Origin of the sequence: Pseudomonas sp. AL03, from assembly GCF_029960815.1 — a bacterium.
GTDB lineage: Bacteria > Pseudomonadota > Gammaproteobacteria > Pseudomonadales > Pseudomonadaceae > Aquipseudomonas.
The window spans coordinates 24415-38737 of record NZ_JASBRE010000026.1 but is presented as its reverse complement, the minus strand read 5'-3'; the positions used below and the strand labels follow the sequence as shown (position 1 = coordinate 38737).

Annotated in this window: 18 protein-coding genes and 1 pseudogene; all 19 read right to left on the bottom strand. The window is 59.4% G+C overall.

Annotation, left to right across the window (positions count from 1 at the left end; translation table 11 throughout):
* Window positions 1-244: 244 nt before the first annotated feature.
* Window positions 245-613 carry a phage tail protein gene (locus tag QK293_RS21845; protein ID WP_282380946.1) on the bottom strand — a complete coding sequence of 123 codons (369 nt, stop codon included), beginning with the start codon at window positions 611-613 and terminating at the stop codon, window positions 245-247.
* A complete protein-coding gene (locus QK293_RS21840) occupies window positions 606-947 on the bottom strand; it encodes a hypothetical protein (RefSeq protein ID WP_282380944.1) in 342 nt (113 codons plus the stop codon). Before QK293_RS21840 ends, QK293_RS21845 begins: the two co-directional genes overlap by 8 nt.
* Window positions 944-2158, bottom strand: coding sequence for a phage tail protein (locus tag QK293_RS21835; protein WP_282380942.1), 1215 nt, complete (start codon window positions 2156-2158; stop codon window positions 944-946). Before QK293_RS21835 ends, QK293_RS21840 begins: the two co-directional genes overlap by 4 nt.
* A gap of 22 nt (window positions 2159-2180) precedes the next feature.
* Window positions 2181-2858 carry a hypothetical protein gene (locus QK293_RS21830; RefSeq protein WP_282380940.1) on the bottom strand — a complete coding sequence of 226 codons (678 nt, stop codon included), beginning with the start codon at window positions 2856-2858 and terminating at the stop codon, window positions 2181-2183.
* Window positions 2858-3169 carry a hypothetical protein gene (locus QK293_RS21825; protein WP_282381018.1) on the bottom strand — a complete coding sequence of 104 codons (312 nt, stop codon included), beginning with the start codon at window positions 3167-3169 and terminating at the stop codon, window positions 2858-2860. The genes QK293_RS21830 and QK293_RS21825 overlap by 1 nt, the downstream gene beginning before the upstream one ends.
* Window positions 3170-3184: 15 nt before the next feature.
* The gene (locus QK293_RS21820) at window positions 3185-6808 is read right to left on the bottom strand and encodes a phage tail protein (RefSeq protein WP_282380939.1); all 3624 of its coding nucleotides are present in this window, start codon (window positions 6806-6808) and stop codon (window positions 3185-3187) included.
* A gap of 38 nt (window positions 6809-6846) precedes the next feature.
* A complete protein-coding gene (locus QK293_RS21815) occupies window positions 6847-7344 on the bottom strand; it encodes a tail assembly protein (RefSeq protein WP_282381016.1) in 498 nt (165 codons plus the stop codon).
* Window positions 7345-7560: 216 nt separating this feature from the next.
* Window positions 7561-7899 (bottom strand): annotated as a pseudogene (locus QK293_RS21810) (phage tail tube protein); the annotation flags it as partial.
* A gap of 63 nt (window positions 7900-7962) precedes the next feature.
* Window positions 7963-8331 carry a DUF3168 domain-containing protein gene (locus QK293_RS21805; protein ID WP_282380937.1) on the bottom strand — a complete coding sequence of 123 codons (369 nt, stop codon included), beginning with the start codon at window positions 8329-8331 and terminating at the stop codon, window positions 7963-7965.
* Complete coding sequence (locus tag QK293_RS21800; RefSeq protein WP_282380935.1) at window positions 8331-8804, bottom strand: HK97-gp10 family putative phage morphogenesis protein; 474 nt, start codon at window positions 8802-8804, stop codon at window positions 8331-8333. Before QK293_RS21800 ends, QK293_RS21805 begins: the two co-directional genes overlap by 1 nt.
* Window positions 8797-9135, bottom strand: coding sequence for a phage head closure protein (locus QK293_RS21795; protein ID WP_282380933.1), 339 nt, complete (start codon window positions 9133-9135; stop codon window positions 8797-8799). The genes QK293_RS21800 and QK293_RS21795 overlap by 8 nt, the downstream gene beginning before the upstream one ends.
* Entirely contained in the window at window positions 9135-9476 is a 342-nt protein-coding gene (locus QK293_RS21790; protein ID WP_282380931.1) for a head-tail connector protein, read from the bottom strand. The genes QK293_RS21795 and QK293_RS21790 overlap by 1 nt, the downstream gene beginning before the upstream one ends.
* 1 nt (window position 9477) lies before the next feature.
* The gene (locus QK293_RS21785; RefSeq protein ID WP_282380929.1) at window positions 9478-9609 is read right to left on the bottom strand and encodes a hypothetical protein; all 132 of its coding nucleotides are present in this window, start codon (window positions 9607-9609) and stop codon (window positions 9478-9480) included.
* 5 nt (window positions 9610-9614) lie between these two features.
* Window positions 9615-10400: a phage major capsid protein gene (locus QK293_RS21780; RefSeq protein WP_282380927.1), complete on the bottom strand. Its 786-nt coding sequence runs from the start codon at window positions 10398-10400 to the stop codon at window positions 9615-9617.
* Window positions 10401-10420: 20 nt separating this feature from the next.
* Window positions 10421-11308 (bottom strand): head maturation protease, ClpP-related, encoded by an 888-nt coding sequence (locus QK293_RS21775; RefSeq protein ID WP_282380925.1) that lies wholly within the window; start codon window positions 11306-11308, stop codon window positions 10421-10423.
* A gap of 14 nt (window positions 11309-11322) precedes the next feature.
* The gene (locus tag QK293_RS21770; protein WP_282380923.1) at window positions 11323-12720 is read right to left on the bottom strand and encodes a phage portal protein; all 1398 of its coding nucleotides are present in this window, start codon (window positions 12718-12720) and stop codon (window positions 11323-11325) included.
* On the bottom strand, window positions 12720-13730 hold the full coding sequence (locus tag QK293_RS21765) for a terminase TerL endonuclease subunit (RefSeq protein WP_282380921.1): 1011 nt from the start codon (window positions 13728-13730) through the stop codon (window positions 12720-12722). Before QK293_RS21765 ends, QK293_RS21770 begins: the two co-directional genes overlap by 1 nt.
* Entirely contained in the window at window positions 13712-13921 is a 210-nt protein-coding gene (locus QK293_RS21760) for a hypothetical protein (protein WP_282380920.1), read from the bottom strand. The genes QK293_RS21765 and QK293_RS21760 overlap by 19 nt, the downstream gene beginning before the upstream one ends.
* Window positions 13922-13981: 60 nt before the next feature.
* Window positions 13982-14311 (bottom strand): phage holin, lambda family, encoded by a 330-nt coding sequence (locus QK293_RS21755; RefSeq protein ID WP_150705387.1) that lies wholly within the window; start codon window positions 14309-14311, stop codon window positions 13982-13984.
* Window positions 14312-14323: the final 12 nt, after the last annotated feature.

The window sequence follows — 14323 nt, the reverse complement described above, 5'->3', positions numbered from 1 at the left end:
GGAGAAGTATCCAACGCTTTACGACGAATCGATGATCAGCAAAAGACCGGACTGGCCAAATCGCAGCCAGCCAGACAAGATCAAAACGACCACTCAGCGGGGTCTTTTCGCCCGACTCTTCAAGATGGGGATCAGGGCTAAACATTAGCTATGAACAATCGCCACGGTCACCTGCTCTGGCTCGTTCGCTGGGCCTGCTCCCACAATGACTTCAACACAGCTGCAAGAACGCGGCGACCGAGTTCTACGCTGCGTCAATGGAGCGTGCGTCAGGATCAGCAACGATCACGGGGATAGCAGGGATAGTCGGCCATACGGGCGCAGCATGCCAACCAGGCTGTTTCGTCACCTTGCCCAGGGAGAACTTGTACGACTTCCACGACGCAATGCTAATCATCAGTGCGGCCTGTTCGGCCTCGTCCTCTTCTGTCGCCTCGCCGGCGTCAATGCCGTAACCGAGCGTGTCGATGCGATCCTGAATCCTGGCGATCTGCACCACCGCACCAGCATTCTTCGCCGCCAACACGGCTTTCACTTCAATCAAGTGCACAGCGGCAGCGGCGGCAGCCTTCATCTCGGCGGTGATCATTCGGGACCAGTCGATATTACTCATGGTCAACTCCTTGTTCGGCCGGATCAGGATCTGGCAATGCCTGCGGAAAAGCGACGGGACCGTCAGGGAGGTCGACCAGGTCGCGCGGGGTCGCTTGCTCAGGGCTGAAGTTCGCGGGGATTGGGTAGCGTACGTGAAGAGTTAGAACGCCCCCTTCGCGAGTGGCGTCTCCGATGAACCATTCGGAACTGATGGCCTGAACCGGCAGGGTTGCCCCTTCCAGCAGCGGCGAGAAATCGTACTCCACACCGTTGAGTATCAAAGCTTCACCACGCTTTTCGGCGCTGAGGGCGATTCCATCTTCGAACCGCTGGCCGTAAATCCGGATGTTCATGTTTTCCACCGCCCAATACCTACCAGAGAAATAGTGATGCTGCCCGTGACTGCGGTGCTGGAATAGGCCGACCAGGTACCCCACGTCCCTGCGGCGCCGAATGTTTGCTGGCCCGCCCACCCGCCACCGGCGGCTTGAGAAATCCCAAAGGAGGCCACTACCCAGTCGCCGACCGGTGAAACAGCTAACAACCCCATGTCATAAGACAGGGACTTGAACACGTTGCCGTTGGCAACGGTACCGCCGCCGATGGTCACGGTTTTGTATTGAAAAAGGCTCCCGTCTGCGAGCTTGACGTAGCGCGTAGCGTTGATGATGCCGCTTTCAAACGCAGCACCATTCGGCAGCCCGCCGCTATCGCTGACGGTGCCGACGATATTTGTCCGGTCGTAGGCGAAATCCTTGGCCAGCGCCTTGCCGTTGGCGCGGATGTAGCTCAGGCAAATCCAGTTACCCGCCCCCAGGCTCAAGAATTCCGCAGTATCGTTTGGCGCAGTCGTGATGTTCGCGGCGGTGGGAAGAATCATTGAGGTGACGTTGTAGGTCAGGACCAGGGCGCCGGTAAAACGAACTGTTCGCAGCGCTCCAGCAGCGATGGCGCCAAATCCAGTAATCGCTGTGGTGCCACTGATGGTGACCACATTGGATGCTACCGCGCCGATGTCCACCGTCGCTGCTGAAGCCAATGGAACGGGAGTGGCGGCGTTGATCGCACCGGTCATTTTCCCGCCAGCCAGGGACAGTCGGTCAGTCACTTGAGCCTGGAGCTTTCCAAAACCTGCCAGAACGGAATCGGCAGCAACTACTGGCGTCGAATCCGTAGTAACAAACCCCAGAAGCACAGCATCACGAACTCGTGCATCGGTGAAGTACTTGTTGGTTGGGCCCTCGGGCAGGCCGTCGGTGTCGGTCAACGCTGCGAGCTGCGAGCCGAACTGATTGACCAGCGCACGGAGCGCATCGGCAGAATCCTTCACGTACCCCTGCAGCGGGGCCAGTGCGTAAACACCGGCTGCATTGGTTGCGCCCTGGTATGGAGGCGAAATCGACATCGCCGTATCGCTGGCAATGTTGGTGACTTCGTACCACCCACCATCTGGTCCGCGAAAGCCATCGCCGACACGGCTATTGGCAATAAAGGCGGTGCCGGAACCGATCACGGCATTGGAATTTTGGGTGACAGAAACCGTCCCGGCTTTATACCAAGGCATGGCAACTTCCTATTTAAGGTGATTAAACGGCGATCTTTGCGAAGACGGCGGGCATGAAGAAGGCGAAGGGATTGGAGAACCCATCAGTTACCGCATAGAGCGTCCCGGTCGAGAACTCCCACAGCGTTTTGACGAGGCGCCCACCAGCCGATCCCGTCAGCATGTTCATGCCAAAGGTGTTGATCAGCAGGTATTCGTTTTCTGGAAAGTTGAAGGTGATCGTGTAGAAACTCCGCGTGCTGCCCGTGGGCGTTGTTTCGGAACGAACGTAAACCCAGTTCTGAAACGCCCGAGTGAACAACGCTGTCGGCGTCCCTGAGTCAAACAGCAACTTCGAAGAGCCGTCCCACAATCGCATGCCGTAAGTGGCAACCGGCTGCGCGCCGAACGTGGCGGCAAAGTAACGACCGTTTGGTTGGGCGGTGTTCACGTCGTAGGCCCTGACGTAGAAGCCGGTCCAATTACCCGCCGAGCCAATTACCTGCATGGCCGTCAAGCCGGCTATGCCGCCGGTGTCCGGGCGACAGAACACCAGCGGAGGTTCAACACTGGTGATTACTCGCGGAAAATTGGTGATCGATCCGAGTCCAGACTCCTGCGTCGGCGCATACCGCCCGTTGCATATAACGTTGAGCCGGGCAAACTCGGAATCGATGACCACCTTGTTGCTGTTGTTGACGAACGTCAGGCCGTAACTCATCAGGCAAACCTTATAACCATCAATCGCATGGTTCCGCTGGTGGATAGGCTGGCGTCGAAGGTCCGCGTGTAGTTGTACACGCGCGCGGCACCCGACAGCATTTCTGTCTCAAACTGCCGAGCGCTGCCTTCGTCGTAGGAGCCGACGGGGATCACAATCGCGATCGAGTTCGAAGCATCGCTACCCGGCACGGAAAAGTCCTGATTCGCCTTCGCGCTAGTCGCGAAGGTGACCAAGACCGACAGCACAACCCGCATCGTGAAAGAGTTCTCGTCGAGCTGGAGCGCACCATCGGCGCCCCAAACCCTCATTCCATAAGCCATGTGCTACCCCAGATATCCGAGACGGACGCGCAGTACGTTATTGGCATCGAAGACCGACACGTTTTGCGCGTTGATGATGAGACGGCCCTGGCCAGGAATGACGCCGTTGATTTCCAGCGTTCCATCCTTGTTGAGAATCCAGCCCTGCTGACCCGCGATGTAGTTCGTCGAACTGATGAAGCTGCCGATCTTGGCATTGGTGATGGTGCCGTCAGCGATGAATGCCGAGTTCATGAACACCTGACCGCCCTGCACTGCGAACGGCACTGAAAGCGCCCCACCCGCGATGGTGTTGACGATGGCGAAGCGATCGGCACTCACCAGGAACTGGCTTTGCAGACCGGCGCCAGTATTTTCGATGCCCAAGCCGATACCGGCCGCGATGTATTTTCCATCCGCCGCCACCTGCATCTTCACCGACCACATGGTCGACAACTTGCCGGCGGTGTTCGCGTAAGCGGTCGAGGTTTCCTGAATGGCGGCGGTGTTCTCTCCGACCTTCACGTTCACCTGAGTGATCGCCGTGGCAGTAGCTTCCTTGTCAGTGGCCACCGTTTTGCGCAGGTCCGTGACGTTGGCTTCGTTCTCGCCGACTTTGGAGGTCAGCGTTTCGGTCTTTTGCGTTATGGCCAGATTTTCAGAGGCGCGGACCTTCTCCTCGCTCGCGATTGCAGCGGTGCTACCCCACTCTTTCAGCGCGCCATTCAGATCGCCTTGCCCGTCGTCATCACGCCATGAAGCGCGCAGGGCATTGAATGCCGAGGCCTGGGCTGTCACCACTCCGTCAAGCTCGGTGATTTCCGTGGTATGGGTGGCGACCTGCTCGGCCAAGGCATTTGCCGTTTGCAGCATCTCCCCTACGTTGCCCCAGTACGCGAGGTTCGGCGGAGGCGTAGCCAGAGGAACAGCCTGAATGGCCTGGTAGATGATTCCGCCCTCGACAACCATCAGCCCCTTGGCATACAGCGCCTCAGGGACGTAGCCTTTCAGGCCGTCGAGCGAATCGATCTGATCCTGAAGCCCCGGGATTTTGTCGATCTCGTCGAGCAGATCCTTGCCCAACTCAGTGCGCCCGATCTCTCCGGCAATCATCGCCAGAATCGCGGAAGCGTCTGAACTCGACTGACCTTGCACACCCATGCCGACGGGATACCACGGACCGATGTTGCCGATCCGATCCACCAGGCGCGCCCAGAAGTAGAACGTCACGCCGGCGCGCAGGCCGAGCATCGAGAAATCACTTTGCGGGTAAGACAGGTCCGTCAACTTCGTGGCCATTTCAAGACTGGTCGTTGGCCCGTACCAGATTTCCGTGCGCTGGGTGTCCTCCGCTCCCGCAGGGAATCCCCACTTGAGGTAGATGCCGAACAGCAACGGCGTGGCCGTCAGGTACGTAACAGCTGGTGGAAGCCCAGTCTTCCCGAGCAAGTCAGTCAATACCGAGTTGGTTGGAATAGAGGATACATTCATCGCGCTAACCGCGCGCACCCTGGCCAGGTATTGGCCGGTGTAAATGCCCCGCACGTCCGCCACTAACTCGCCAGTGCGTGGAAGCTTGGTCCATTCCCGAGCGCCCCACCGCCATTCAACGTCATAACCAACAGCGCCAGGCGCCGCATCCCAGGCGATGGTCATGCTGGTTACCGCGATGCCCTGCTCAACCACAACGTGCTGGCTGATCAGCACCCGCGCCGGCGCGGCCTGCGTACCGACAGGAATGCCGCTGATTGGCCGTATATCCACCACTGCGCCAAAGTCGATCGCGTTGAATTTGCTCGGCTCGTGCTGAATCATCTCCAACTGGAACTGGTGCCACTCAGGGCGCGTCACGTTGCGCACGTAAAACTGCATCAGCTTCAGGTCGTCGTAATCCAGCGCCCACCCGCATTCAGCCTGCGGTGCTTCGCTGTAATCCGCCATGACGGTGATCGCCCGACCAACCGCCGACTTGACCACGCGGGCTTCCGATTTACCGCTGGGCAGGTTGACGAACAGCCGCGCACCCGGCGGCACCGAGGTATCGCGATCCAGAGTGATAACCCGGCCAGCGACTGCCGAAATACGACCGCCATTCGCACGACCGGCCAGTGCCGGATCGGCGAGGGCAATCACCTGGCCGGGCTTCGGAATTTGTCCATCCAGCCCCACACGCATAGTCGCACCGCGTGTTTGCAACTGCTCGGTCAGCAGCGCCCATTGTCCGGCGCGCTGCCCCTGGCCCAGAGACGTGCAGCCAATGGCGTCAACGGAGAGCTCGCGAACCATGCCCAGCTCGGCCATGGCGTCATCATCGAACACCGGCTCTTTGTCCGTCTCGAAACCCTGATCCGGATTATCCCAGGCAACCATCGCCAGGGTGTGCCGATCCCGCGCCCGAGTGCCTTCGTACTTGATTTCACCGTTGTTCAGGATCTGCGACGGGCTGTAGGTGTAGACCGGGTCGCCGGGCATGTCGGCATTGACGACGATTTGGCTGCCATCCCAGTAGGCCATGCCATGGAAGATCGAGGCTAGGTCCTGCAACACCGCGTAGGCTTCGGCCTGTTTCTGAAAGTACAGATTGCAGGTAAAGCGCGGCTCCTGACCGCCCTTTCCGTTCGGCACCATCTGGTCGCAATACTGGCCGATACGGTACAACGACCAGCGATCAACCATGGTCGCGTCGATGCGCTCACCGAGGCCGTAATACGGATGCAACACCAGGTCGTAAAAGATCCAGGCCGGGTTGTTGGTGTAAGCCTCCTTGAAGGTGCCGTCCCAAACTCCATTGCTGGTACCGGGCCCGCCAGTGGAATAGGTCCGGGTCTCGGCGTTGTAGTTGGCCGGCACGCGGATAATGCGCCCACGCATCAGCGCCGCGACCTTGGCGATGTCACCACCAAACTGTTGGGCGTCGTACTCCAGGCAGCCCACAGAGGTCAGCGGGTACTCTTGATCGCTGTCGACCACCTCGGCAATAGCCTCGACCAGCATCCCGTCTTGCACCAGCGAGCTGTTTGCCTCCGGCGTCAGACGCCGAACCCGGATGGTCCAGCGACTGCCAGCGGGTAACTCGATCCGGTGCGAGCGCTCGTATTTGGTGACGTTCTTGCGATCAACGAAAGAACTCAGGACTTGCAGGTACGGCCCGTTGTCTGTCGAAACCTCAACGGCATATTCGATCCGGACGCCATTCAAATTTCCGCTGGCATCCTGGCTTTGCAGTGTTGGCCAAGCAAGTCGAATCCGGACTGCATCGATCAGGGCGTTGCTGATGGTGTGCAACCACGGAGTGGTGCTGATCAACTCCTGATTTACCGAAATTTCGTTGCTCGCTTCCGATATCCCTTCGAGGCGAGATTGGTTCAGCTCTCCAGATCGGAACTGCCATTTCACACCCGGGAAGTTGAACGTGCCGTCCTCGGCCTGCACCGGCGTTCCGTCGAGCTTGAGCGAACGAAGACCGTTCACCAGGCCAACGATCGGCCCCCAGCTCCAGAGGTAAACGATGCGCGTGGTAGCAATCGACGGCACGCTATTGGAGGCAATGCTTGGCTGCTTCTGCTTAGCGGTACCGCCCTTGCTGCCGGCAACGGGGCGGCGCTTTCGCGGTGTTGCTCGCGGCGCCTTCTTTGCTGGTGCGGTCATGCGTCCTCCAGAATGCAAAAACCCGCCGAAGCAGGTGTTTAAATGTTGTCTTGGGTGTAGATCCCGCCGGACTCGACGGCCCCGCCGATCTCCCGCTCGCCGTACAGCAGCGGGTAAGGGTTGCCCTGGGCAATGGTCGTGACGGCACCGCCGAAACCGTAGCTGGGGTTGTTGCCGTCTTCGTTCTTGTCGCTAGTGTTGGCTTTCGTGGTGGGCGATAACATCTGCACCACCCCGCCAAGACCCACCGCCGCGCCACCAGCCAGCAATGCCATGCCCAGGCCCGAGGTCGTGCCGCCGCTGAACATCCCGGCCACGATCAACGCCACGCCGAGCAAGGTTTGGAACATGCCGGCCTGCTTGCTGCCCTGAATGATCGGCATGATGCGGATGTCGCCGGCGCTGGAATCCCTTAAGTCGAGTTCTGCCTCAGCGATGTTTCGATCATCGACAAACACAGCGAAGACGAGCCCCCGTTCCTCGGCCTGGCGCAGGAACTGCTCGAAGCCGGGCTTCATGTTGCACAGCGCGCTCATCGCATCGCGCACGCCGTGGATACCGGCGCCGGTGAAAGCAATGGTCGGGGCACTGGTGTAGCCGGTGCCAGGGTTGGTGATGGTGACGCCGGTAACCGCACCGCCGGACGCGGTCGCTGTACCCGCCGCGCCAGTACCGCCGCCACCCGTGAAGGCGACTGTAGGAGCCGTGGTGTAACCGGTGCCGCCGGCGCCGATGGTCACGGCGTCCAAAGTGCCGCCAGTTGCAACGGTTGGAGCGGCTTTACCGTCAGACCAGCCAACCGCCCACTGGATGGTGGTATCTCCGTCGGTTTCCGACAGCTGATGCAGGCGAATGTGGCTCGCGTTGTTCGGATCGGCGTTGACGGTCAGCGAAGCCTGGCCCGGAGTACGTAAACCTTTCTTGTAGCGGCGAGAAGTGTCCTCGAGGCAAGTGTCCTCGATCTGGTCCGCCGGCGAGCCGCCTGGGCTGAATGCAGTCGCGCACTCGATGGCCAGCACGGTTTTAGGTCCGGTGCCGGTCAGTGGCGGGACGAGTGCGTAAATCTGGGTTCCTTGGGAAAGGATCGACATGTCGTTCTCCAAATGTCGCGCATAAAAAAACCCGCACTCGGCGGGTTGATTGGGGGTGATGCTCTATCGAAGGGTGATCCAGTCGATATCAAAGCTGCGGTGGTAGTCCTTCGTCGTCGGATCTCGGCCAGAAGCGCCCCAGCGTGTAATGTTTGCGCTCAATTCCAGTGCATTCCGCAAGGCTTCGGTGACCCTTGTTGCCGCGTCCGCGCTGGCAGCGTAGACATCGACCTGCAACGTGAATCCGTCAGCGTCAGGGCGGCCAGCCAAGTAGTTTTCGGGGTTGCCGTCAATCAGGTTCCAGACAACGTAGGGTTTCAAGACGCCTTCAGGCGCTTCGCCGAACGAATAAATGCGGCAGTCGATGCCCGCGCCGATCAATGCAGCGACAGCCGGATCGGTTGAGCAAGCCAGAAAAATGGGTGGATCCATCAATTCCCCCTGAGCGCAGCATCAATTTCTCGGCTGAGACTGATGACAAACTGGTCAGTGACCGCGCCGACGTTCTGTGAAAATGCCGGCCGCATGAACGGCACCGGCGGCGTGAACTGGGTGCCGAACTCGATGTAGCGCCAGTGCCTGGTATCACCGCCCGGGTTGCCGCTGGCGTCCTTGCTGTGCTGGTTTGACCCAGCGCCACCCCGAACGCCGACGCGCATCACCACGCCGCCCTCGCGCCGGGACTGCTTGGTCGCCTCCTGGGTGATGATATTTTTCCAGACTTTCTCTTTCGTTTCCGGGTCGTCCAGCGCCTTGGCCCGCGCCTTGGCGTCATCGCGAACGATGTTCATCGCTTCACGGGCCGCTTTACGCAGGCCTTTTTTTTGGAGCTTTGGAGCCAGGCCGCGCATTTTCTCGACCGTCGACGCCACACCCTGCAAGCGCGAGGAAATCGAATTAGCCATCCTTGACCCCCTTCGACACCAGCAGCGTCAGGTACTCAAGACCGGACACCTTGTCAGCGAGCGGAGGCCCCTCGATGCTGTAGATCTCGCCGCGATAAAGAATCCGCATCGTCGGAAGAACGCCCGGGCGGTACCGGATCACCATCCGGCCCGTGGCCTGAGATTTGGCAGCTTTGGCGGCCACCAGATCGCGAGCTGACGAATCTTCAATACCTGCCCAAGCCGTGACAAATTCAACCCAAGCAGGATCAAGAAAGTCGCCGGTGGATGGATCTCGCAGAATGACTTTGTGCTGAATTTCGATGCGGTGACGCAGTTTCCCGGCCTGCATCAGACACCCCACTCGACCCGATATGGCGTCAACAGAGACTTTGAACCCGACGGCAATTCGCTAAAAGCAGCGCCAGCGACATCGTCTTCACGATTCTCGTAAAGGCTCCCAGCCTTCAACAAACAGGCCGCGACAATCGACGGATTTATCACGATGGGATCGGATCCCGCCGTACCTTCAAGCACTGCAGCGGCCAGTGCATCAACATCTGCATAGAAGCGCCGATTCAGGTATTGAGCGGCGCTGTCTTCGGCGGCTGCGAGCAGCAACTCGACGTGAGGCCGGTCAAAGTCTTCTGCTCGCAGGTGACGCATGGCGACCTCGATAGCGATGACTGTCATGTCATGTGCCTTTCTTCTTGCTGGCCGGTTTGCCTGCTGCTTTGTCGCTGGTCAGCGGATCGGGTGAATTATCCTGTTCAGTCAGATCCACCAGCGGGTCGCCGTCGTCATCGCACTCCTCGGCGTAGCCCATTTGGATCAACTGTCGGCCGTGCTGCTCATCGGTGATGAACGGCGAGCCTTCTGGGGAACGATACCGTGCAAGTGAACACCGGTACCGTCGCCGAACAGAATTTCCGCTTCTTCGGCGTACTTGAGGCCGTAACGCATTTCGACATCGATAGTCGATTGCAGCTGCGCGAAGTCGTCAAGAATCTGCTTCGAAGCTTTAAACATATGCGCCAGCGTGCTGACTGCGGTCATCTTGGTCGCGAATTGAATATCGCTGTAGGGCTTCTTCGTGCCCTCAGCTACGACCTTTGCCGCGTTGGTGAAGCCGGTTTGCTGCACCCAGAAGATTGTCGGCTGGGTGGTGCGACCAGGTGCGATCAGATCTCGAATGAACAAGCGCTGCTTGGGCGCGACATCAATGCCCGGAAGGCGCTGCGGCTCGATCACACCGGCGGGCACGTTGGTACTGAGCAGCGCCGCGTGAACAGGGATGCTGACACGGCGGTTGCCTTCGACGTGGGCAGAGAACTGCTTCAGTGCTTCGCTTTTGATGACAACGCCGCCGACAGTGTCGCGGGACGCAGCGGCAGTATTGGCTGGAGTGCGTGCAAATTCTTGCTCAAGCTCGCCGAGCTGCGCCTTCAGTTGCTTCTCGGCTTCGGTCAAGCTGTTGAATTTGGTAGCCAGCTCGTCGACTGCGCTTTTGGTTTCTTCCGACAAGGAGCCGGCCTTCTTGGCTTCAGCCAAAGCATTTTCAGCCTGCTTGCTGAATTCGTCGGTGGCCTTCTTGAGCTCATTGGAAACGTTCTTCAACAGGTCTGCAGTAGTGTCGCTCATGGTTTTTCTCCGGTTTGGGTAGCTGCTGCCGAGAACCGCGAAAGCGCGGCCTGTAGTTCGGCAATGGGGTCGGCCAAGTCGGCCGGGGTTGCGGCAGCGTTCTGCTTGCCGGAGGTGGTAGCGCCAGGCGTACCAGCCTTGAGTTCTTGAATGAGGGCGCGGCGCTCGGAGCGCGGCATGCCCTGTTTTGCCAGGATCAGATCCATGCGGCGGGCGGCAACCTGGTGCGGTGCCGATGCGCTCACATCCTCGATAGCGGCATCCGAGGAAAGAAGACTGTCGGCAAACCCTGCGTCGATAGCGGCGGCTCCGCCCATCCAGGTCTCGACGTCCATCAATTTGCTCATGGCGTCGATGGGATCGCCGGTTCGCACGGAGTAGATGTCGGCCAAAGTGCCGTCGATCTGCTCAAGGAAGTCGGCGACCTCACGAATGTCGTTGCGATCACCGGCGGCCATGGTCCAGCTGTTGTGGATCATCAAGAAGCCGGCGCGGGCGATCTGGATTTCGTCCGCCGCCATGGCGATGAACGAAGCAGCAGAGGCGGCAAGGCCGAGAATCTGCACGGTGACCTTGCCTTTGTGCTCGCGAAACAGGTTGTAGATGGCCAGCCCTTCAAACACATCGCCGCCTGGGCTGTTGATCTTGACGACGACATCGCTGTCGCCGATGGAGCGAAGCGCCGCGCTGATGCGTTTTGCCGTTACCCCCTCGCCAGTCCACCAGTCGTACCCGATCGGGTCGTAAATGGTGATGGTGTTGTCGTCAGTGCTCGCTGCCTTGATCGATGGATTCCACCGCTCCAAGGCCTTCGGCGTCAGGTCGCAGTGAACCTGCGCGCACGGCCGAGCCTCCGGCGCGGCCGGAAGAGTCTTTAAGGTCATGGGTTACTCCAGGATCAAGCGGCGAGCCGCGGTAGCGATATCAGTGCGTGAGCCATCATTGGCCCATCAGGGTTTCCAGCCTCCAGCGCTTTGGAGGCCAAATCGAACGCCTCCTGAATGGCGCCTTTGTCACCGCTCTGGTTGGCGGCTGCGATGCGCAACATAAACGCCGTGGCGGCCGGTGACATACCTGCGGACTGCTTGCCAAGCTGGTCCAGCGGAACGAGCGCCGACTGGACAGTGAACGTATCGCCACCAGGAATAGGGGCCATGTTTTCCAGGCGCCGAACTTCGTTGCGGCACATCCAGCCGTTTTGGAGCGCGGTGTTGTACCAGGCGCCGCGACCGGCGCTGTCGGCGCGCAGCAGTCCTTCAACCGCGAACTCGGCGAAGAACTCGTCGGCATCCGCTTCGCCAATCAGGCAGCGGGTGATTTCTTGCTCAATGTTCACCAGGAGCGGGCGCAGGCTGTTGGTTAAAAAGTGCAGGTTTTGCGCCTCTACCGAACTGGCCCAGCTGGATTGTTTATCCATGTGCCCGACCATGAAAGGCGGCACGCGGAACCACCGGCACATCTCCTCGATGCTGAACGAGCGGGACTCCAGCATCTGGGACGCTTCAGGGTTCATCGTGATGCCCTGATATTTCAGCCCGGCTTCGGCGACCATGATCTTGCCGGCGTTCTTGGACCCCATGAACGACCCGAGGCTGCTACGCAGTTGCGCACGCTGGGCCGGGGTAAGAACCTTGTCGCTGGTCAAAATCCCAGAGGCCTGCATGCCCTGGGCGAAGACTTTCGCAGCGGCCTCCTCTACCGCCATGGCCGATCCGAAAATCTCCTTACCGGTCGTCACCGGAAGCATCCCGCAGACCCCGTCCAAGCCGAAGCCGCGAATATGCATCAGGGTCTTTTCAGGGATAACGCGCTCAACTCCATTTTCGGTGTAGGTGTATTTGAGCCGACCATTGTCCTCGCGCTTGACCCTCATGCACTGCGGCAGAAGCGGCACCAAAGCAATGATCCGACCGGCCAGCATCTTTTTCTCAACGAAGGCGTTGCCGCGCAGGCAGATGCTCGCCACCACGAGCAGCATGAATCTCTGCGGGGTCATTTCCGAGTTGGGTACGCGGCAAAGCAGCCGGTACAGAGGGTGATTGGTGGCCGGAGCGCGCGAGCCATCAGGCAGCCGCCGGTACAACTTCAGCGGGAGAGTCGAGACCGACTCCGAGAGCAAGCGGACGCAGGCCCAGACCGTGGAGAGCTGCATGGCTTTGTCGACCGACACATGCTGACCACTGACCGAGCTGCCAAACCATTCCTTCCAGAACGCACCATCTTTTAATCCGATGGGCACACCAAGCCAGTCCTGAAGAGCGGCCTTGATTCGCCCGGGTTTATTTTCGCGCGCCATCAAAGCCCCACCATAATTGGATTGTCGAAAAAGCCTTGTAGATCGCCACACCCAACAGGGTTTAGCGCTATGAGTGTCGTTGCGTCGAAGGTAGCCATCAGTGGGTCAATCTTTGCGGACCCGCTCACCTGCTTGTTGATTGCGATCGCATTGCCAACCGCGACCGTTCTGGCATTACCGACGCACCAGGCCATAAGCCGTGTGCCGCCGTGAATGAACTCGCCGCCGGCCACCTTGCGCTCAGTGGTCTTGATTGCACCGTTGAGCCGCCATCCCTGGGAGATCGAGACAATCTGCTCCATGGTGATGCCACGCTCTTCCGTGGTCAGTTCATCAACAATGTCGCCGATACCGGCCGAGTCCACGCCGATGGCCTGCTTGTCCGGGAGAAGCCCTGCGTCGCGAACCTCGCAGATGATGTCCGCAACCTCCAGAACATCATCACCAGGCCGGTCGACAATGGTCAGATCGCCATCCGCTTCAAAGTCGCGCAGGTTTGAAACAATGTCCTTGCGTCGTTCCAGCGCAATCTTGTGGGCCCAGGCGTGCGCCCAGTGCAGCCACCGCCGAGTTTCACGCTCGCGACCAATCAAGGTGAGGCCCAATAGGTCGTCAAGCCCGCCGCCATCAATGCCCACCACGATCACCTCGGAACGCCGAAGCAACTCTTCAAAGGTCAGCGAGGTATCGCCTGCGGCCTCCCAGTGATCAGCACCTGCCCAGCGGTCAGTACGCAAATTCAGACCGATTTCGATATTCAGATGCTTGGCCACGAACTTCTGCAGAGAGCCATCCGAGGTGCCCAATCTTTTCTTGAGCTGGTCCTCCAGCCACTCTGCACTCACCGAACGCCCAATGTTTGGGTTCGTGATGTAGAAGTTTTCGGGGTTCAGATACTCCTTGGTCACAATCATTTGCGCAGGGAACTCATAGAGAACGCCCAGCGTCTTGCGATCAACTACCTTTCCATCTCGCACGTCGCGCCAGTACTTCAAACGCTCATTGAACACGCCAGCCGGTGGCTCACCTTGCTCCCATCCATGTAGGTCGATGGTGCTGCGTCAGGATCTTCATCACCCTGCTCGTCGGCCAGCACCTCGATCATCAGCACCTGGTGCTTGGCGATCTGCTCGAGCAGTGCCGTCTGTTTCTTCTGCTCGCCGAGGATCTCGACCAGTAAGCAGCTCACTTGCTCGCTCATATCCCAGCCTCGCCATCTTGTTGATCCATTCGCGCCGGGCAGCGCATCCACTACAGGCCATCACTCAGCCCGCCGAGGTAGTTTGAAGTCAGCGAACCGATCAGCAAGGTCAGCGATCTTCTTCACGCCGAGGAAGCCGATGAACACACCAGCAGCCGTAGCGAAGTTCTGCGGCAGGCCGAAGTACTCCAGCAGCGGGATCAGGCCAATGGTGATCAGTGTGCAGAGTGAGGCTTCGAGCAGCGCCTGTCGCCGAGTGCCACCACCGTAGATGATGCGCAAGGCACCCACTACAAAAGACAGCCCACCGGCATAGATCGTTGGCGAGTGCTGACTCAGCCACGCGAGAACGAGCAGCCAGGTGTCTGGTTTGTCAGGCATGTTTGGCATCTCGATGTCCTC